Genomic DNA, 17,057 nt, shown 5'->3' on the forward strand with positions numbered 1-17,057 from the left:
CACCGGTGCTCCCCCACAAGCGTTAGGGCCCCGGGGTATCCCGGGGCCCTTCCTCGTATCTGGGGTCTTTCTAGCGCGCGCCGGCGCTGTCTGCGGAATCGCCCGCCGCTGCCCCGTCCTCGTCCGCTTCCGGCAGCTCGTCGTTGTAGATGTTGATGTGGGCGTTTTCCATCATCCACGCCGCCAGCGTGTCCTGGACGTCGGCGCCGCCCTCGATGTCTTCGACCATCTCCTCCAGCGACTTGGTGGAGATGACGCGGGTGATGAAGTTCAGGCGGTTGATCTCGCCGCGGTCGAAGCCGGACTTGTCGAACAGCGGGATGATATTCTGCGGCAGCTCGCCCGAACGCCCGCAGCTTTGCGCCGGCGACGGGTCCACGGTGCGCAGGGTGCTGGGCAGGCCGGCGATGGCTTGGTCGTAGACCACGTCCGAGAAGCCAGCCGGCTCCTCCTTCGCCTCCTTCTTCAGGCGCTTCGCGGCCTCCACATCGGTCTCCTCCACGAGGCGCCCGGTGCAGGTCACCACGAAGTCCACCGGGGTTTCCTTCAGCACCCGCAGCGTATCTCCCGCGGAGAAGTCCGCGGCAGTGACGCTGGTGGGCCGGCCCAGCTGCTGCAGCACGCGGCTGTAGATCTCGCCGAGCACGCGCTGCTCCGGGTCGTCGGCGTCGATGCCGATCGCGATCGGCTCCTTGCTGGTGCTTTTCTGGCTCAGCGCGGAACACCCGGACAGCGTGATCGCGCACGCGGACAGCACAGCCAGGGCGCGGGTGTGTTTACGCATTGGGCTGCGACGTGTCGTCGATAGGCAGCTGCCCCGCGATGAGGTCGCGCGCCTGCGGGGCGGCGTCCGGCTCGCAGAGCACGTCGTAGCGGCCCGCCACGATCGCCGTCGCCGAGGAGAAGTCGCGCTTGCCGCCCGTAAACGCGTAGGCCACCGCCGCGAAAATCACGCCGAAGATCGCGCCGAGGATCAGCGTGGTGGTAAACGTCACCCAGCCCGAGCCCGGCTCCGTGAACACCGAGAGGATCAGGCCCAAAAACAGGCCCATCCACAGGCCGGAAAGCGCGCCGGTGCCCAGCACCTTGCCCCAGGTCAGGCGGCCGGTGATCTTCTCTACCTGCATCAGGTCCACGCCCACGATGGACAGCTTCTCCACCGGGAACTCCTTGTCAGAAAGCGCATCCACCGCGGCTTGCGCCTCCGCGTACGTTTTGAAGCTGCCGACAGGCCAGCCCGTGGGAACCTCGCGCGCGGGCACGCGAGACGAGTTGCTCATGGGATTTGTCATGCCCACCAGTGTATCCGTTCGACCGCGGGGCACCGTTATACTGCTGGGCAACATGGCTACTGAACACAACATCACAGAGCAGGACGTCCTCGCCGCACTCGAGCGCGTGGAGGACCCCGAGATTGGCAAGCCCATCACCGAGCTGGACATGGTGGAATCCGTGCGCATTACCGGCGCGGACGTGGCCGTGGGCATCTACCTGACCATCGCCGGCTGCCCGATGCGCGACACCATCGAAGACAACACACGCGCGGTGCTGGAGGAACTCGACGGCGTCGGCGACGTCACCGTCACCCTGCACACCATGAGCGACGAGCAGCGCCGCGCGCTCGCGCTGAAGCTGCGCGGCGAGCAGACCGGGCCTGCGATCCCGTTCGCCGACCCGGACACGCGCACCCGCATCTTCGCCGTCGCTTCCGGCAAGGGCGGCGTGGGCAAATCCTCCATGACCGTGAACCTGGCCACCGCGCTAGCTGCGCAGGGCCTGAGCGTGGGCGTGGTGGACGCGGACATCTACGGCCACTCTGTGCCCGGCCTGATGGGCTCGACTGACCAGGGCCCCACGGTTGTCGACGAGATGATCATGCCGCCGATCGCCCACGGCGTGCGCCACATCTCCGTGGGCCAGTTCGTCGAGGGCAACGCGCCGATCGTGTGGCGCGGGCCCATGCTCACCCGCGCGATCCAGCAGTTCCTCGCCGACGTGTACTGGGGCGACTTGGACGTGCTGTTCATGGACCTGCCGCCAGGCACCGGAGACGTGGCCATCACCGTCGCACAGCTCGTGCCGAACGCGGAGCTGCTCATCGTGACCACCCCGCAGGCCGCCGCCGCCGAGGTGGCGGAGCGCGCCGGCACGATCGCGCAGCAGACGGACCAGAAGATCGCCGGCGTCATCGAGAACATGGCCGGCATGACCATGCCCGACGGCACCGTCATGAACATCTTCGGCGAGGGCGGCGGCGAGCAAGTCGCCGAGCGCCTGACCCAGCTGACGGACTCCGACGTGAAGCTGCTCGGCTCCATCCCCCTGGACCCGAAGCTCCGCGAGCACGGCGACACCGGCACCCCCGTCACCATCTCCGAGCCGGACTCCCCCGCCGCGAAGGCCATCCAGGCGGTCGCGGATCAGCTGAAGGTGCGCCGCGAGTCCCTCGCCGGCAAGAGCCTCAACCCACGGGTTAAGTGATGTCCTCCCAGGAGAAGCTCCTGCCTTTCGACGGCCGCTCCGCCTGATCCAGCCTCGGCCCCTCCTGCGGCGCAGGCTGGCTCTGCTGCGACTGCGCTGAACGCGGTCCGGAGCGGGTGGGTTCCGGCTGCGCCGTGCCTGCCTCGTCCTCGAACAGCACCTTCGCCATCGCGCGGCGCGGGCCCATCGCCGCGTACTGGGACACGGTGTCGATGGGCTTTTTAAACTCCTCGAGTCCTTCCAGCTCCCCGTTGAGCTCGGCCTTGGCGTTGTTGATCGCCTTCTTTGCGGCGTAGATCGCCGCGCGCACATCCTCCACGACAGACGGCAGGCGTTCGGGCCCGATCACGATGAGCCCGATGATCAGGATGAAGAAAATCTCGCCCCAGCCGATGTTGGAAAACACCTACAACACCCTACTCCCCGCGTCGCTTCAGCGCGCCCAGAGCCGACTGCAGCAGGTCCTTGACCTTGTCGCGCGGCCCCGGCACCTCGCCCGGCCCGTCGAGGTCCTCGGTGCACATGCCCGCCAGGCGCTCCACCAGGGACGCCGGGGCGTGCACGCTGGAGTTGTCCACCACGCGAAGCCGGTTCGCGGCGCGGCGCTGGGCGTCGACCTCGACGCTGCACTCCTCGCAATCCTCCAAGTGGCGCGCGGCGCGGCGGAACGCGGAATCAGATAGCTCGCCGTCCACGAAGGCGGCGACCGCTTCCGGGTTCAGGTGGTCGGTGGAGTTGAATTCGCGTTTGGGCATTGACATCACGTCGCTTGTTAGCGGGTGCGGATGAGTTCCTTCGCGTGCGCGTCGTCAAGCGCCTGCTTCTCCAGCGACTCCCGCAACTGCGCGCGCCCGCGGTGGATGCGGGAGCGCACCGTGCCCATCTTCACCCCAAGGGTGTCGCCGATTTCCTCGTAGGTCATGCCCATCACGTCGCAGAGCACGACGGCGACGCGGAAGTCCGGCGCCAAATCATCCAGCGCGCGCTGCAGCGCCGGGTCCAGGTTGGCCACGTTGTAGGCCTCCTCTGGCGTCATGTCGGTGCCGGGCACGCGCTCGTAGTCCTCCGGCAGCGCCTCCATGCGGATCTTCGCGCGGCGGCGCACCATGTCCAAAAACAGGTTGGTGGTGATGCGGTGCAGCCAGCCCTCGAAGGTGCCGGGCTGGTAGTTCTTCAGGCTGCGGAACACGCGCATGAAGGTTTCCTGCGTCAGGTCCTCCGCGTCGTGTTGGTTGCCGGACAGGCGGTAGGCCAGGCGGTACACACTGTCTGCATGTTCCTGCACCAGCTCCGACCAGGTGGGCATGGCCCCCTCGCCCGCGTCGAACGCGGCAGTGCCGGACAGCTGGTTTTCCTCAGAGGTCATGGCAGATAGTTTGGCAGACTCACCTCCCGGAATCCAGCGCGTCTCCTGTGAGCTCCCTGGACACATGGGCCCCGCTATGATTGCCGTTGTGAGTGAGACTGCGTTTACCCAACTGAGCACCTACATCGACTCCCGCCGGGACCACCTGCCGGAGGCGGTGGGCGAAGCGCTCGCCCGCGCCCGCGAGGACGCCGAAGAAAACGGCGTGCCGGTTCCGAGCCAGGTCGTGGGCGATTTGCTGTCCGTGCTGGCGGCGGGCAATGAGGCCTCCCAGGGCGCGGTCGCGGTGACCCCGGCCGCGGGGGTTGCGGGCCTGCACATCCTCGCCGGCCTGCGCGAAAAAGCCACCTTGACCTGCATCGAGCCGGAGGCGGCGCTGCAGGCGGGCGCGAAAGAGGCGTTCCGCGCCGCGGGCTTTGCGCCGTCGCGCGTGCGTTTCCTCACCTCCCGCCCGCTCGATGTGATGGGGCGCCTGGCCACCGGCGCGTACCAGCTCATCTACGCCGACGTCTCCGCCGTGGAGCTGCGCCCGCTCATCGACGCCGCGTGGCCCCTGCTCGCCCCCGGCGGCACGCTCGTCATCGCGGGCTCGCTTCTCGACGGCACCGTGGCCGACCCCACCCGCCGCGACCGCGACACTGAGGCGGCGCGCGAGGCGGACGCTTACGTCGATACGCTTGCGCTCGAAGATGCGGCCCTTGCGCGCCTGCCCCTCGACGGCGGGCTGACGCTTCTAACCAAGCGCCGCTAAATTACCTCGCTCTTACCCACGCACACCACGCCGTTGTCGGAGACGGTGAAACGCTCCCCGTCTCGCTGCGCGTCCACGCCGATGGTTTCGCCGTCGGAGACGTAGACGTTTTTATCCAGGATGCAGTGGCGCACCACCGCGCCCTTGCCCACGCGCACGCCCGGCATCAGCACCGAGCCCTCTACGGTGGCGCCTTCCTCCACGCGGACGTCGGTGGACAGCACCGAGTTGCGCACCGTCGCCCCCGAAATGATGGAGCCGGACGCCACGATCGACTCCTGCGCGATGCCGCCCATGACAAACTTCGCCGGAGGCAGGTTGTCCTCCTCCGTCGCGTGGATCGGCCACGCCTTGTTGTAGAGGTTGAACACCGGATGCGAGGAAATCAGGTCCATGTGGGCCTCGTAGAACGAGTCCACAGTGCCCACGTCGCGCCAGTAGCCGCGGTCGCGCTCGGTAGCGCCCGGGACCTCGTTGCGGGAGAAGTCGTAGACGTTGGCCTCGCCCTGGGCCACGAAGTACGGGATGATGTCGCCGCCCATGTCGTGGGCGGAGTCCTCGTTCTGCTCGTCTTCCAGCAGCGCCTGGATCAGCGCCTCGGTGGAGAAGCAGTAGTTGCCCATGGACGCGAACGTGGTCTCCGGGTCGTCGGGGGTACCCGGCGGGTCCGACGGCTTTTCCAAAAACTCGGTGATCGTGCCGTCGTCGTCCGACTGGATGCAGCCGAACGCGTGCGCCTCCGAGCGCGGCACGCGGATGCCGGCCACCGTGGCGGCCTTGCCCGAGGCGATGTGGTCCTCCACCATCTGCGACGGGTCCATGCGGTAGACGTGGTCCGCGCCGAAGACCAGGACGTAGTCCGGCGCGTCGTCGTAGATCAGGTTCAGCGACTGCACGATCGCGTCCGCCGAGCCCGAGTACCAGCGCTTGCCGCGGCGCTGCTGGGCCGGCACCGAGGCGATGTACTGCTGCGTCGGGCCGGAAACGTTCCATGCGGTGGCCACGTGGCGGTCCAGCGAGTGGGACTTGTACTGGGTCAGCACCGCGATGCGCATGTAACCCGCGTTGACCAGGTTGGACAGGACGAAATCGATGAGACGGTAGTTGCCGCCGAACGGCACGGCGGGCTTGGCACGGTCAGCGGTCAGCGGAAACAGGCGCTTGCCCTCACCGCCGGCCAGGACGATGGCGAGAACTCGAGGCTGGCTTTTCATACCAGCCAGGCTAATGAGAATTTCAGGTCCCTGCAGGGAATCGCGCGCGTAAGTAGGCTCGGCGGTCATGAAAGTCGGAATGTTCACCCGCGAATACCCGCCGGAGGTCTACGGCGGCGCCGGCGTCCACGTCACCGAGCTGACGCGCTTCATGCGCGACATCGTCGACGTGGACGTGCACTGCATGGGCGCACCCCGCGACGCGGAAGGCGTTTATGTCCACGGCGTCGACCCCGCGTTGGAGGACGCCAACGGGGCAATCAAGACACTGTCCACCGGCCTGCGCATGGCGGACGCCGCCGCCGGGCTGGACGTGGTGCACTCCCACACCTGGTACGCGGGCCTCGGCGGGCACCTGGCCGGCCAGCTGCACGAGATCCCCCACGTGGTCACCGCCCACTCCCTGGAGCCGGACCGCCCCTGGAAGCGCGAGCAGCTCGGCGGCGGCTACAACGTCTCCTCCTGGTCGGAGAAGAACGCCTTCGAGTACGCCGATGCGGTCATCGCGGTTTCCGCCGGCATGAAGGAGGCAGTCCTGCGGGCCTACCCGCGTATCGACGCTTCTAAAGTCCACACCGTCTTAAACGGCATCGACCCGCAGAAGTGGTACCCCGACTCCGGCACCATCGCCGAGGAGCTGGGCGTGGACCCGGACAAACCCGTCGTGGCCTTCGTCGGGCGCATCACCCGCCAAAAGGGTGTGGCCCACCTGCTCAAGGCCGCCCAAGCCTTCGACGAGGACATCCAGCTCATCCTGTGCGCCGGGGCCCCGGACACCAAGGAGATTGCGGCGGAGACCGAAGGGCTCGTCGAGAAGCTCAAGGCCTCTCGCGACGGTGTGTTCTGGATCCAAGAAATGATGCCTGCGGAGAAGGTGCGCGAGGTGTACTCGCTTGCCGACGTGTTCGTGTGCCCGTCGATCTACGAGCCGCTGGGCATTGTGAACCTCGAGGCGATGGCGTGCGAAACCACCGTGGTAGCCTCGCGCGTCGGTGGCATCCCGGAGGTCGTCGTGGACGGCGAAACCGGCGTGCTGGTGGACTACGATGCCAACGACACCGCAGGCTTCGAGGCCGCCCTGGCCGAAGCCGTCAACGCCGTCGCAGGCGATAGCGAGCGCGCCGCCGCGATGGGCGCGGCCGGGCTCAAGCGGGCCAAAACCGACTTTTCCTGGGCAACCATCGCGCAAGAGACCGTAGAGATTTACAAGGGGCTGAACAGATGACCGTTTACCGTCCGGAACTGCACGTCACTGCCGAGCGCGGCATCCTCGAAGGCCCCGCCGGCATCTACCGCACCGGGGCCGCATCCGAGCGCGTCTGGAACATGTTCTACCAGTACCGCCCCACCCCCGACGCGCCCAGCCGCTGGGGCCACCAGCAAAGCGAAGAAGACCCGTTTAGCTGGGTGGACTGCAACGACGTCATCGTTCCCGTCGGCGGCGAAATCGCCGTCCGCGCAGGCAGCGTCTCCCCCGCAGGCGACGGCGTGGATTTGTACTTCACCTCCGCCACCGCCGCCGGCAACACCATCCAGGTCGCGCACGTGACGCACGTCGACGAGCTGTGCTCCGACCTCGACGAGGACACCGACCTGGACGTCTCCGCGGCCGCGTCCCGCCTCGGCGCCGTCGTCGAAGACGTCGCCGGCGTGAGCAACTTCCGCTCCCCCTGCGTCGTGCCCGACTGGGACGCCGACACCGACCGCGACGACGCCCACGACGGCTGGCTCATGCTCGCCGTCTCCGGGCCCGAAACCGCGCCGAAGCCCGTCGTCCTCACGTCCGCTGACGGCCGCGACTGGACGCTCGAGGGCATCCTCGAATTCGAAGGCGAGATCGGCTTCGACCTTGACGCCTCCCTGGTCGCCCCGCGCATCGTGCGCCTGCGCGACGAAGTGGACGGCCAAATCCGCGACGTGTTGTTTGTCACCCTCGAGCGCGACGGCAAAGACACCGCCGTCTACGCCGTCGGCGAACTACACGGCCACACCTTCCGCGTGGACACCCCGTTCACCATCGTCGACCACGGCCATGACTTCACCCGCCCCCGCAACACCACCTACAACCTGGTTGAAACCGCGAAGCTGTACGAGCGCGCCTACCTCTACGGGTTCATGACCAACACCGACCGCGCCGGCGACCCCACCAAAGAACTCAACTGGGACGCCGAAGGCTGGGCCAACGCCCTGACCCTGCCGCGCCGCATCACCCTGCAGGGCGGCCGCCTCTACCAGGTGCCAGCCCCAGGGTTGCCGGACGCGGTGGACAGCACCGACCGCGCCCGCATGTGGGCCGGGCTGTGCGAGGTCGCGCCGGGCTCCTCCGTCGTCGTGGAAGTCCTCGACGGCGACGGCGAGCCAGGCGTGGTGATCACCCACTCCGGCGACCAGATCACCCTTGACCGCCTCGATGGCTCCCCCGCCACCGCCGCGCTTAACGACGAGGACGAGGACAACATCACCGTCATCGTCGACGGCTCCACCATCGAGGTCTACGCCGGCGGCGGCAGCGTGGTCATGTCCTCGCGCGTGTGGCTCGACGGCGGCTGCTCCGGCATCCGCACCCGCGCCCACGACGGCGCGGAGATCCACTCCGAGTGGCGCCGCGGCTACGTGCGCTAGGCCGTCGTGAAGCTTAGGCCTTGCGCATGCGGATCAGCTGCGCGCGAGCGGTGACTTTCATCTGCTCCGGCAGCTCCGCAAGGCGGGCCTGAAGCGTGTCCTTATCCAGGTGGCGCGCGGACGGGCTCATGCCCACCTGGGCGGCGATGGCGTCGCGCTCCAGCAGCATCGGGAACTCGATGAGCTCGGGCTCCGCCGCGGGGACCAGGTGGCCCTCGGACTGGGCGATGAGGCGCTCGACCTTGCCCTCCTCTACGCCGAGGATGCCCAGCGGCTCGCGCAACTCATCCAGGTGGCCCTGGTCGGCGACGAGCATGACGGCCTCGCCGCCGTCCACAAGCACGCGCGCGAACTCGGCCGGGTTACGCGGCGCGAACACCACCGACAAAGCGTGCACCGAACCGGTGCGGATGGGCAGCTGCTCCCACACGTCCGCCACCACAGCGCCCAGTCGCGGGTGCGCCTTGGCCAGGTGCTTCGCGGCCGGCACGGACACGTCCAGGCCGACGCCGCGCGCACCTTCGATCAGGTCCAGGGTGTGCGCCAGGTAGTAGCCGGTGCCGGCGCCGGCCTCCATGACCACCGGGTTCTCGGCGTCGCCGGCGGCGCGCTCCACAACGTCGGCGAGCGCGTCGGAGACTGCCTCCACGAACGGCGCGAAGTGGCCGTTGGACAAAAACGTCTCGCGGGAGGTGACCATCTCCAGCGAGTCACCCTCGTGCCCGATGCCCTTGCCGGCGGCGAGGGTGACGTAGCCCTGCTTGGCCACGTCATAAGAATGCCCCGTTTCGGAGACGAGACGCGAAAATTCGTCTTCGCCCCGAAGCGGGGTGAGGTCTGCCGGGTCGGCGAGCACGTCCACAATGTCGTTGAGCATGTGGCGATACTACCGCGTTCGGCGCGTTAGGCTTCTGCGGCCTCCGTGAGCAGTCGGCCGAGCTCGCCGGCCTCCTCCTTGGACAGCTCCACCACGAGGCGGCCGCCGCCGTCGGACGGGATACGCATCACGATCTTGCGGGACTCCTCCACCGCTTCCATCGGGCCACTGCCGGTACGCGGCTTCATTGCTGCCATTCGTCTACGCTCCTTTACTTCGCGATAGTTGACGCAGCCGATTCTACCTGAGCATCCTGCCTCTCGACGGGCCCAAGGTTGCCGCCGGCCAACTGCTCCAGCAGCGCATCCACCTGATCCATGCGGTAGCCGCGGTGCACCACCTCGAGCTGGATGTCGCCGAAGTTGCCCTCCTCCACGGCGCGGCGGTTGGCCTCCTTGACGTCGGCGGTCGGCGGCATCGGCGGCTGCGCCTCGCCGCGGCCGAAGACGGATGCGAACACGCGCACGCCGATGATGCTCAGCAGCGCGAGGATGAGGATTAGCACGATCCAGGAAAGCATGACGGCTAGTTTAACCGGCAACCCAGGCGGGGCGCTCGCGGACCTGGATTTCGCCCACCCCGGCGCGCGCCAGGATCGTGCGGGAGACCACGTCCGCCATCGGTCCGAGCTGCGTCAGCGGGCGGTTGCGGTGCTCGCGGGGGCTCAGCTCCACTTCAGCGATGGAGGCGGGTGCGTGGGCGGAGGCGACGTCGATAAGCAGGCCCGCCTCGACGCCGTAGCCGGCGACGAACGGGAGACGAAGGGCGGTCGAGCGACGGATGGCGTACTCGCCGGCGAGCGGCTGGCGGATGTGGGCGAGCTGCGGGAACAGCGCGCGCAGCAGTGGCTTCGCGGTCAGTTCGGTGACGCGGCCGCCGGCGCGGGCGCGCTCGTAGGAGGCCTTGACCAGGTGGATGCTGTCGTCGCGCAACGGTTCGGCGAGCGCGTCGACCCACCACGGCTCGAGCGAGGTCACGTCCGCGTCCACGAAGACCACGACGTCGCCGGCGGCCGCCTTCACCCCGCGCCACAGCGCCTCGCCTTTGCCCTCCCACGGCTCGCGGGGGTCCACCTCGCGCCACGGCACCACCCGCGCGCCCGCCTCCGCCGCGAGTGTGGCGGTGGCGTCGGTGGAGTCCGGGTCGATCACCAGCACCTCGTCGGCGCTCGATGCGAGACACTTCTCGACGACTCCCGCCACCGTCGCCTCCTCATTCAACGCCGGGATGACCACGCTGACGCTCACGCGAGCCCCCGGACTGTGTGGAGCGGGGCCATCCCGCCCTGGATGGCGGCGGTCATGCGGATCACGTCGAGGGTGGCCTCGACTTCGTGCACGCGGAAGGCCGCCACCCCGCGCGCGGCCGCCCACGCAGTCGCGGCGAGGGTGCCGGGGACGCGCTCGGTGATGTCCGCGCCGTTGAGGCCGCGGTTTAGCGTCTCGCCGACAAAGTCCTTGTTCGACAGCGCCATCAGCACCGGCCAGCCGGTGGCCACCAGCTCGTCCACACGGCGCAGAAGCTCCAGGCCGTGGTAGGTGTTCTTGCCGAAGTCGTGGGTCGGGTCGATGAAGATGCGCTCCTCCGGCACGCCTAGCGACGCGGCCCGCTCGGCCAGCGCGGTGGTCTCGGCGATGACGTCGGCGACCACGTCGTCGTAATGCACCCGGTGCGGGCGCGTGCGCGGGGTGATCCCGCCGGTGTGAGAGCAGACGTAGCCCACCCGGTGCTGCCCGGCGACCTCCACCAGCTCCGGGTCGAAGCCGGCCCACGTGTCGTTGATCAGGTCCGCGCCGGCTTCGATCGCGGCCTCGGCCACCGGCGCACGCCACGTGTCCACGCTCAACGTCACGTCCGGGTGGCGCCCGCGCGCGGCCGCGATCAGCGGCACGACGCGGTCGATCTCCTCGGCCACGGACACGTCGTCGCCCGGCCCGGCCTTGACGCCGCCGATGTCGATGATGCCGGCCCCGGCGGACACGGCGCCGTCGATACGCAAAAGTGCTTTCTCGGAGGCGAACGTCGCGCCCTTGTCGTAGAACGAGTCGGGCGTGCGGTTGACAATCGCCATCACTTCGGCGAGCGGCTTACTCATCCTTGAGGCGCTGATCCGTCATCACCTTGTGCTTCTCCACGATGTGCGCCACCGCCTCGTCGACCGAGTCGGTGACCAGGAAAAGCTTCTCGTCGCCCGGCGAGATCAGACCGCGGCCCAGCAGCTGGTCCTCGATCCACGACACCAGCCCCGACCAGAACTCGGTGCCGATCAGCACGATTGGGAAGTTGGTCACCTTGCCCGTTTGCACCATGCACAGCACCTCGAAGACCTCGTCCATCGTGCCGAAGCCGCCCGGCAGCGCGATAAACGCCTGTGAATACTTCAAAAACATGGTCTTGCGGGCGAAGAAATAGCGGAAGTTCAGGCCCAGATCCACCCAGTCGTTCAAGCCCTGCTCGAACGGCAGCTCGATGCCCAGGCCCACCGACAGGCCGTCGGCGTTGTGCGCGCCGCGGTTCGGGCCCTCCATCAGACCCGGGCCGCCGCCGGTGATCACCGCGTAGCCGGCCTCCACCAGCGCCCGGCCCACGTCGTACGACAGCCGGTACTCCTCCGTGCCCTCCCCCAGTCGGGCCGAGCCGAACACGGTGACGGCCTTCGGCATCTCCGAAAGCGCGTCGAAGCCCGCGACGAACTCGCTCTGGATGCGCATCACGCGCCACGGGTCCTCGTGGCGCCACTGGCTGTCCGCGTGCCCGAATGCCTCAAGCAGGCGCTGGTCGAACGTGGACGCCTGGTGGTCCGAACCGCGCAGCGCAATCGGGCCGCGCAACTTCCGGTCGCGCTCCGGGCGGGGAATGTTCAGCGGGGCCATTGACTACTCGCTTTCGTTGACGCTCAAATACGACAGCAGCTGCTCGAAAACCTGCGTGATCTGGTCCGTCGGGCACTGCTCGTCCTTCTTGTGGGCAAAACCAGGGTCGCCGGGGCCGAAGTTGACCGCGGGAACTCCCAGGCTAGAAAAGCGCGCCACGTCCGTCCATCCGAACTTCGCGCGGAAGTTCCCGCCCACAGCCTTGACCAGGCCCGCGGCCACGGGGTCGCCCAGGCCGGGAAGGGCGGCCGGGGAGATGTCGTCGTAGGTCAGCGTGAGCTCGTCTTCAAGCGAAAGTGCTTCCTCAAGGTGCGCCTTCGCCTCCTCGACGGAGCGGTCCGGCGCGTAGCGGAAGTTCACGATCAGCCGCGCGTGGTCCGGGATGGTGTTGGTGGCCACGAAACCCTCCAGGCCCACCACGTTGAGGCCCTCGCGGTACTCGCAGCCGTCGATCTCCACCGCGCGCGGTTCGTAGGCGGCGATGCGCGTGAGCACCCCGGCCAGATCGTGCGCGGCGTTGTGGCCGAGCCAACTGCGGGCGGAGTGCGCGCGGGTGCCTGCCGCGTCCACGAACACGCGGATGGAGCCCTGGCAGCCGGCCTCGATGATGCCGCCGGACGGCTCGCCGAGCAGCGCGATGTCGCCCTCGAGCCACTCCGGGTGGTCGCGCTCCAGGTGGTGCAGACCGTTGTACTCCTGCGCGACCTCCTCGCCCTCATAGGCGATCACGGTCAGGTCGTGGTCGGATTTGCCCGGCTCGGCCAGGCGCGCGAAGGCTGCCAGGTAGCAGGCCATGCCGGATTTCATGTCGACGGACCCGCAGCCGTGCAGGGTGCCGTCGAGAAGCTTGTGCGGGGTGTTGTCCGCGAGCGGGACGGTGTCGATGTGCCCGGCCAGGACCACCCTTGAGCCCAGCCCGAAGTTCGTGCGCGCCACAACCGTGTTACCGAAACGCGCAACCTCCGCGTGCTCGAGGCCGCGCAGCGCGCCTTCGACGGCGTCCGCGATCGCCTCCTCATGGTGCGAGGGCGACTCGATGTCCACGAGCGCCGCAGAAAGTGCAATTGGGTCGGCGAAGAGATCTAAGGAAGTCACACGGCGATCCTACGTTTAGACTCGCAGCCATGTCTCAAGGAGCGCGCGCCGTCGGAATCGCCAACATCGCCATGAACGGCACCGTGCTGGACACCTGGTTCCCGTCGCCGGAGCTACTGCCTATCGACGGCACCTCCGGCACCCACCGCGTCAGCGCCCACGAACTCAGCCCGAAGTTTCTGAAACTTATTGGCGCAGACCACGACCGGCTGGTGGAACTCGTGCCGGTGCGCACCGTCATCGCGGACTTAGACGCACCACCCATCGACGCGCACGACGTGTTTTTGCGCCTGCACCTCCTGTCGCACCGCATGGTCGAGCCGCTGACGATCAACATGGACGGCGCACTGGACCTGTTGCAGCCGGTGGTGTGGACCAACAAAGGCCCGTGTTTGGCGGACAACTTCGAAACCGTGCGCACAAACCTGCGAGCGCGCGGGCTGATTCACGTCTACGGCATCGACCGGCTGCCGCGCATGGTCGACTACGTCGTGCCGTCCGGGGTGACCATCGCCGAGGCCGAGCGCGTGCGGCTGGGGGCGTATCTGGCCGAGGGGACGTCCGTGATGCGCGAAGGCTACGTGTCCTACAACGCCGGCACGCTGGGGCCGGCGCGGCTGGAGGGGCGTTTGTCGTCGTCTGTGGTGGTCGGCGGCGGGACCGACCTGTCGCTGTCGTCGGCGCTGATGGCGTCAAGGGTGAGCGAGCACGAGCGCGCGCCGATGCGGGTCGGGCGGGACTGCCGGCTACACCCGTCCGCCGGTGTGATCGGGGTGGACTTGGGCGACCGGTGCGAAATCGGCGTCGGCGTGATGCTCGAACCGGACACCATGGTCTTCGACGTCGAAGCCGGCGCGCAGGTGCCCGCGCGCACTATCGCGGAGCGCGACGACCTGCGTATCGAGCACGAGCCGTTTTCCACCTCGCCGGTGGTGCGGCGGCGCACTTTAGGCGTCGATTAGCGCAAAAATGCGGAATATAATGCCGTTGGTGCAATAGCTTGCGTTTAAGGTGTTCGTCATGTCGACACCAGTTTCCCCCGTCGCGGAATCCACCGCGCTCGCTCGCGGACTGAAGACGCGCCACCTGACCATGATGGGCCTCGGCTCCGCCATCGGCGCCGGCCTGTTTCTGGGCACCGGCGTGGGTATCGCAGCCGCCGGGCCGGCCGTGCTGATCGCGTACGTCATCGCCGGATTCATCACCGTCTGCTTCATGCAGATGCTCGCCGAGATGGTCGCCGCGCGCCCGTCCTCCGGCACCTTTTCCACCTACGCCGCCCAGGCGTTCGGCCCGTGGGCCGGGTACACCATCGGCTGGCTGTACTGGTTCATGATGATCATGATCATGGCCGTGGAAATCACCGGCGCCTCCGCCATCGTCGCCGCCTGGTTCGGCATCTCGCCGTGGATCCCGGCGCTGGTTGCCATCGTGGCGTTTACCGTGGTCAACTTCTCCGCCGTAAAGAACTTCGGCGAGTTCGAGTTCTGGTTCGCCCTGATCAAGGTCGCCGTCATCGTCGCGTTCTTGATCATCGGCGTCGCGCTGTGGCTCGGGCTGCTGCCCGCCGGCGGATTCGTGGGCTTGAGCAACGTCAGCGAAGTCGGCTTCATGCCCAACGGCTGGTCCGGCGTGGCCACCGCGCTGCTGGCCGTGGCGTTCGCGTTCGGCGGCATCGAGCTGGTCACCGTCGCCGCCGCCGAATCCGAGGACCCGCAGGCGGGCGTGCACTCCGCCATCCGCTCCATCATCTGGCGCATCTCCGTGTTCTACATCGGCTCCGTGCTGCTGATCGTGCTGCTTTTGCCTTTCGACGAGATCGGCGGGGCCGACTCCGCCGCCGATTCCCCGTTCACCGCCGTGCTTGAGCTGGCCAACATCCCGGGCGCAGTCGGCATCATGGAAGCCGTCATCGTGGTGGCGCTGCTGTCCGCCTGCAATACGCAGATCTACGGCTCCTCGCGCTTTCTGCAGAACCTCGCTGTACGCGGCGACGCCCCCGCCTCCTTCGCCCGCACCGACGCCCGCGGCGTGCCCATGCGCGCCGTGGTCGTCTCCGTCGCTTTCGGTTTCGCCGCCGTGGCCCTGCAGTACTGGAACCCGCCAGGGCTGCTTGCGTTTTTGCTCAACGCGGTCGGCGGCTGCCTGATCGTGCTGTGGATCGTCGTCGCCCTGTCGTTCGTGCGCCTGCACCCGAAGCTCGTCGCCACCGGTGAGATCACCGAGGTACGCATGTGGGCACCGAACGTCCTTCCGTGGGTCATGATCGCGCTCGCCGCAGGCGTCATCGCGCTGATGCTCGCCGACCCTGACGGGCGCTTCCAGATGCTCGCCGTCACCGTCGTCGTCGGCGTCATCGCGATCGCCGGCGCGATCCACCAAAACGTGCACAAGAAGGGGGCCGTGTGATGGCCGGAGGAACGTCGACAAGCAATGGCGATCTCGGCTCCGGCCTGAAATCGCGCCACCTCACCCTCATGGGGCTCGGCACCGCCGTGGGCGCCGGGCTGTTCCTCGGCGTCGGCGTGGGTATTCGCGCCGCCGGGCCCGCGATCCTTATCGCGTACGCGATTGCCGGGCTGATCGTCATCGCCGTGATGCGCATGCTCGGCGAAATGGCCGCCGCGCACCCCTCCTCCGGCTCCTTTGCCACCTACGGGCGCATGGCGTTCGGCCACTGGGCCGGGTTTTTGCTCGGCTGGATCTACTACTTCCTGCTCATCATGGCGTGCGGCGCCGAACTCACCGGCGCCTCCGCCATGATGGCCGGCTGGTTCGGCGTGCCGCAATGGGTGCCCGGGCTCATCGTCGTGGTGGTGCTCACCGCCGTGAACCTCGCGCAGGTCAAGGGCTTCGGCGAGTTCGAGTACTGGTTCGCCATGATCAAAATCGCCGTCATCCTGGGCTTCTTGGTCATCGGCGTGCTGCTGTGGGCCGGGGTGCTGCCCGCCAGCGACTTCGTCGGCTTCGAGCACGTGCGCGAATCCGGCTTCGCCCCCAACGGCATCGCCGGCATCGCGGCCGGGCTGCTCGCGGTGGCGTTCGCGTTCGGCGGCATTGAGGTGGTCACCATCGCCGCCGCCGAATCCGAGAATCCCTCCGACAACGTCAAGCGCGCCGTCAACTCGATTATTTGGCGCATCGCACTGTTCTACATCGGCTCAGTAACCGTGATCATCCTGCTGCTGCCGTACGCCGCCATCGACGGCGCAGACTCCGCCGCCGACTCGCCGTTCACGGCCGTTTTGGAAATGGCGAACATCCCGGGCGCAGCCGGGCTCATGGAGGTCGTGATCGTCCTCGCGCTTTTGTCCGCGTTCAACGCGCAGATCTACGGCACCTCGCGGCTGGGCTACCAGCAGGCGCTCGAAGGCGACGCGCCGGCGTGGATGGCGCGCACCAACGCCGCCGGTGTGCCGCGCAACTCCGTGCTCGTCTCCGTGTTCTTCGCGTTCGTGGCCGTGGGCCTGCAGTGGTGGAACCCGCCGGGGATGATCGACTTCATCATGTCCGCCACCGGCGGTTGCCTTATCGTCACCTGGATCATGATCACCCTGAGCTTCATCAAACTCCACCCGCGCATCCGTTCTTCCGCGGTGCGTGTGCGCGGCGCGTCGTGGGTGCCGTGGGTGACCCTGGCGGCGCTTTTGGGGCTGACGGTGCTCATGCTTTTCGACGATGCTTCGCGCTCCCAGGTCATCAGCGTCACAATCCTCTCCCTGGGCCTGGTCGCCATGTCCTTCCTCACCCGCAACCGGGGTGCCGTAAGGTGACTGGC

Annotated in this window: 20 protein-coding genes; 7 read left to right on the forward strand and 13 right to left on the reverse strand. The window is 67.9% G+C overall.

The genetic code is table 11. From position 1 onward, the window contains the following. Positions 1–70 precede the first annotated feature (70 nt). Positions 71–784, reverse strand: coding sequence for a hypothetical protein (locus O5O53_RS03635; RefSeq protein WP_269509128.1), 714 nt, complete (start codon positions 782–784; stop codon positions 71–73). Then, positions 777–1,292, reverse strand: coding sequence for a YflT domain-containing protein (locus tag O5O53_RS03640; RefSeq protein ID WP_269509130.1), 516 nt, complete (start codon positions 1,290–1,292; stop codon positions 777–779). Before O5O53_RS03640 ends, O5O53_RS03635 begins: the two co-directional genes overlap by 8 nt. A 52-nt stretch (positions 1,293–1,344) precedes the next feature. Here O5O53_RS03640 and O5O53_RS03645 point away from each other — a divergent pair, with 52 nt between their 5' ends. Next, positions 1,345–2,481 (forward strand): Mrp/NBP35 family ATP-binding protein, encoded by a 1,137-nt coding sequence (locus O5O53_RS03645; protein WP_269509132.1) that lies wholly within the window; start codon positions 1,345–1,347, stop codon positions 2,479–2,481. Here O5O53_RS03645 and tatB read toward each other — a convergent pair. From tatB to sigE, 3 genes are read right to left on the reverse strand one after another with little or no spacing between them, the layout of a single operon-like run. Beyond that, complete coding sequence (gene tatB, locus O5O53_RS03650) at positions 2,474–2,887, reverse strand: Sec-independent protein translocase protein TatB (RefSeq protein ID WP_269509134.1); 414 nt, start codon at positions 2,885–2,887, stop codon at positions 2,474–2,476. The genes O5O53_RS03645 and tatB overlap by 8 nt on opposite strands. Before the next feature lie 10 nt (positions 2,888–2,897). Further along, entirely contained in the window at positions 2,898–3,236 is a 339-nt protein-coding gene (locus O5O53_RS03655; RefSeq protein ID WP_269509136.1) for an anti-sigma factor family protein, read from the reverse strand. Between the two features lie 17 nt (positions 3,237–3,253). Then, positions 3,254–3,847: an RNA polymerase sigma factor SigE gene (gene sigE / locus O5O53_RS03660; RefSeq protein ID WP_269509138.1), complete on the reverse strand. Its 594-nt coding sequence runs from the start codon at positions 3,845–3,847 to the stop codon at positions 3,254–3,256. A 76-nt stretch (positions 3,848–3,923) separates the two neighbouring features. Here sigE and O5O53_RS03665 point away from each other — a divergent pair, with 76 nt between their 5' ends. Further along, positions 3,924–4,598, forward strand: coding sequence for an O-methyltransferase (locus O5O53_RS03665; RefSeq protein WP_302470922.1), 675 nt, complete (start codon positions 3,924–3,926; stop codon positions 4,596–4,598). On the opposite strand, the gene glgC is transcribed toward O5O53_RS03665, so the two are convergent. Next, the gene (gene glgC / locus O5O53_RS03670) at positions 4,595–5,812 is read right to left on the reverse strand and encodes a glucose-1-phosphate adenylyltransferase (protein WP_269509142.1); all 1,218 of its coding nucleotides are present in this window, start codon (positions 5,810–5,812) and stop codon (positions 4,595–4,597) included. The two genes, O5O53_RS03665 and glgC, sit on opposite strands and share 4 nt — an antisense overlap. A gap of 67 nt (positions 5,813–5,879) precedes the next feature. Between glgC and glgA the strand changes: the two genes are divergently transcribed. Next, positions 5,880–7,037: a glycogen synthase gene (glgA, locus tag O5O53_RS03675; protein ID WP_269509144.1), complete on the forward strand. Its 1,158-nt coding sequence runs from the start codon at positions 5,880–5,882 to the stop codon at positions 7,035–7,037. Further along, complete coding sequence (locus O5O53_RS03680) at positions 7,034–8,434, forward strand: GH32 C-terminal domain-containing protein (RefSeq protein WP_269509146.1); 1,401 nt, start codon at positions 7,034–7,036, stop codon at positions 8,432–8,434. Before glgA ends, O5O53_RS03680 begins: the two co-directional genes overlap by 4 nt. 13 nt (positions 8,435–8,447) lie before the next feature. Here O5O53_RS03680 and O5O53_RS03685 read toward each other — a convergent pair whose 3' ends face one another. Genes O5O53_RS03685 through dapE form a run of 7 tightly spaced genes read right to left on the reverse strand, consistent with a single transcriptional unit; the run spans position 8,448 to position 13,279 of the window. After that, a complete protein-coding gene (locus tag O5O53_RS03685) occupies positions 8,448–9,311 on the reverse strand; it encodes a class I SAM-dependent methyltransferase (protein WP_269509148.1) in 864 nt (287 codons plus the stop codon). Between the two features lie 26 nt (positions 9,312–9,337). Beyond that, positions 9,338–9,508: a DUF3117 domain-containing protein gene (locus O5O53_RS03690; RefSeq protein ID WP_070475087.1), complete on the reverse strand. Its 171-nt coding sequence runs from the start codon at positions 9,506–9,508 to the stop codon at positions 9,338–9,340. Positions 9,509–9,522: 14 nt separating this feature from the next. Further along, positions 9,523–9,831 (reverse strand): cell division protein DivIVA, encoded by a 309-nt coding sequence (locus O5O53_RS03695; protein ID WP_239355519.1) that lies wholly within the window; start codon positions 9,829–9,831, stop codon positions 9,523–9,525. A 10-nt stretch (positions 9,832–9,841) separates the two neighbouring features. Continuing rightward, positions 9,842–10,558: a glucosyl-3-phosphoglycerate synthase gene (locus tag O5O53_RS03700; RefSeq protein WP_269509150.1), complete on the reverse strand. Its 717-nt coding sequence runs from the start codon at positions 10,556–10,558 to the stop codon at positions 9,842–9,844. Further along, the gene (gene folP / locus O5O53_RS03705; RefSeq protein ID WP_269509152.1) at positions 10,555–11,406 is read right to left on the reverse strand and encodes a dihydropteroate synthase; all 852 of its coding nucleotides are present in this window, start codon (positions 11,404–11,406) and stop codon (positions 10,555–10,557) included. The genes O5O53_RS03700 and folP overlap by 4 nt, the downstream gene beginning before the upstream one ends. Further along, the gene (locus O5O53_RS03710; RefSeq protein ID WP_269509154.1) at positions 11,399–12,184 is read right to left on the reverse strand and encodes an LOG family protein; all 786 of its coding nucleotides are present in this window, start codon (positions 12,182–12,184) and stop codon (positions 11,399–11,401) included. Before O5O53_RS03710 ends, folP begins: the two co-directional genes overlap by 8 nt. A 3-nt stretch (positions 12,185–12,187) precedes the next feature. Continuing rightward, the gene (gene dapE / locus O5O53_RS03715) at positions 12,188–13,279 is read right to left on the reverse strand and encodes a succinyl-diaminopimelate desuccinylase (protein ID WP_269509156.1); all 1,092 of its coding nucleotides are present in this window, start codon (positions 13,277–13,279) and stop codon (positions 12,188–12,190) included. A gap of 29 nt (positions 13,280–13,308) precedes the next feature. Here dapE and O5O53_RS03720 point away from each other — a divergent pair, with 29 nt between their 5' ends. The 3 genes from O5O53_RS03720 to O5O53_RS03730 are packed head-to-tail and all read left to right on the forward strand — an operon-like array spanning position 13,309 to position 17,052. Continuing rightward, positions 13,309–14,241 (forward strand): 2,3,4,5-tetrahydropyridine-2,6-dicarboxylate N-succinyltransferase, encoded by a 933-nt coding sequence (locus O5O53_RS03720; RefSeq protein WP_269509158.1) that lies wholly within the window; start codon positions 13,309–13,311, stop codon positions 14,239–14,241. Between the two features lie 58 nt (positions 14,242–14,299). Continuing rightward, complete coding sequence (locus O5O53_RS03725) at positions 14,300–15,688, forward strand: amino acid permease (protein WP_269509160.1); 1,389 nt, start codon at positions 14,300–14,302, stop codon at positions 15,686–15,688. Further along, complete coding sequence (locus O5O53_RS03730) at positions 15,688–17,052, forward strand: amino acid permease (RefSeq protein ID WP_269509162.1); 1,365 nt, start codon at positions 15,688–15,690, stop codon at positions 17,050–17,052. The genes O5O53_RS03725 and O5O53_RS03730 overlap by 1 nt, the downstream gene beginning before the upstream one ends. Positions 17,053–17,057: the final 5 nt, after the last annotated feature.

It is taken from the genome of Corynebacterium faecium (assembly GCF_027257105.1).
Lineage (GTDB): Bacteria > Actinomycetota > Actinomycetes > Mycobacteriales > Mycobacteriaceae > Corynebacterium > Corynebacterium lehmanniae.

What these genes read in the sequence shown, in the direction of transcription:
- O5O53_RS03635 (WP_269509128.1), bottom strand. Translation starts at nt 784, where the DNA reads ATGCGTAAACACACCCGCGCCCTGGCTGTGCTGTCCGCGTGCGCGATC.
- O5O53_RS03640 (WP_269509130.1), bottom strand. Translation starts at nt 1,292, where the DNA reads ATGACAAATCCCATGAGCAACTCGTCTCGCGTGCCCGCGCGCGAGGTT.
- O5O53_RS03645 (WP_269509132.1), top strand. Translation starts at nt 1,345, where the DNA reads ATGGCTACTGAACACAACATCACAGAGCAGGACGTCCTCGCCGCACTC.
- O5O53_RS03655 (WP_269509136.1), bottom strand. Translation starts at nt 3,236, where the DNA reads ATGCCCAAACGCGAATTCAACTCCACCGACCACCTGAACCCGGAAGCG.
- sigE (WP_269509138.1), bottom strand. Translation starts at nt 3,847, where the DNA reads ATGACCTCTGAGGAAAACCAGCTGTCCGGCACTGCCGCGTTCGACGCG.
- O5O53_RS03665 (WP_302470922.1), top strand. Translation starts at nt 3,924, where the DNA reads ATGATTGCCGTTGTGAGTGAGACTGCGTTTACCCAACTGAGCACCTAC.
- glgC (WP_269509142.1), bottom strand. Translation starts at nt 5,812, where the DNA reads ATGAAAAGCCAGCCTCGAGTTCTCGCCATCGTCCTGGCCGGCGGTGAG.
- glgA (WP_269509144.1), top strand. Translation starts at nt 5,880, where the DNA reads ATGAAAGTCGGAATGTTCACCCGCGAATACCCGCCGGAGGTCTACGGC.
- O5O53_RS03680 (WP_269509146.1), top strand. Translation starts at nt 7,034, where the DNA reads ATGACCGTTTACCGTCCGGAACTGCACGTCACTGCCGAGCGCGGCATC.
- O5O53_RS03685 (WP_269509148.1), bottom strand. Translation starts at nt 9,311, where the DNA reads ATGCTCAACGACATTGTGGACGTGCTCGCCGACCCGGCAGACCTCACC.
- O5O53_RS03690 (WP_070475087.1), bottom strand. Translation starts at nt 9,508, where the DNA reads ATGGCAGCAATGAAGCCGCGTACCGGCAGTGGCCCGATGGAAGCGGTG.
- O5O53_RS03695 (WP_239355519.1), bottom strand. Translation starts at nt 9,831, where the DNA reads ATGCTTTCCTGGATCGTGCTAATCCTCATCCTCGCGCTGCTGAGCATC.
- folP (WP_269509152.1), bottom strand. Translation starts at nt 11,406, where the DNA reads ATGAGTAAGCCGCTCGCCGAAGTGATGGCGATTGTCAACCGCACGCCC.
- O5O53_RS03710 (WP_269509154.1), bottom strand. Translation starts at nt 12,184, where the DNA reads ATGGCCCCGCTGAACATTCCCCGCCCGGAGCGCGACCGGAAGTTGCGC.
- O5O53_RS03720 (WP_269509158.1), top strand. Translation starts at nt 13,309, where the DNA reads ATGTCTCAAGGAGCGCGCGCCGTCGGAATCGCCAACATCGCCATGAAC.
- O5O53_RS03725 (WP_269509160.1), top strand. Translation starts at nt 14,300, where the DNA reads ATGTCGACACCAGTTTCCCCCGTCGCGGAATCCACCGCGCTCGCTCGC.
- O5O53_RS03730 (WP_269509162.1), top strand. Translation starts at nt 15,688, where the DNA reads ATGGCCGGAGGAACGTCGACAAGCAATGGCGATCTCGGCTCCGGCCTG.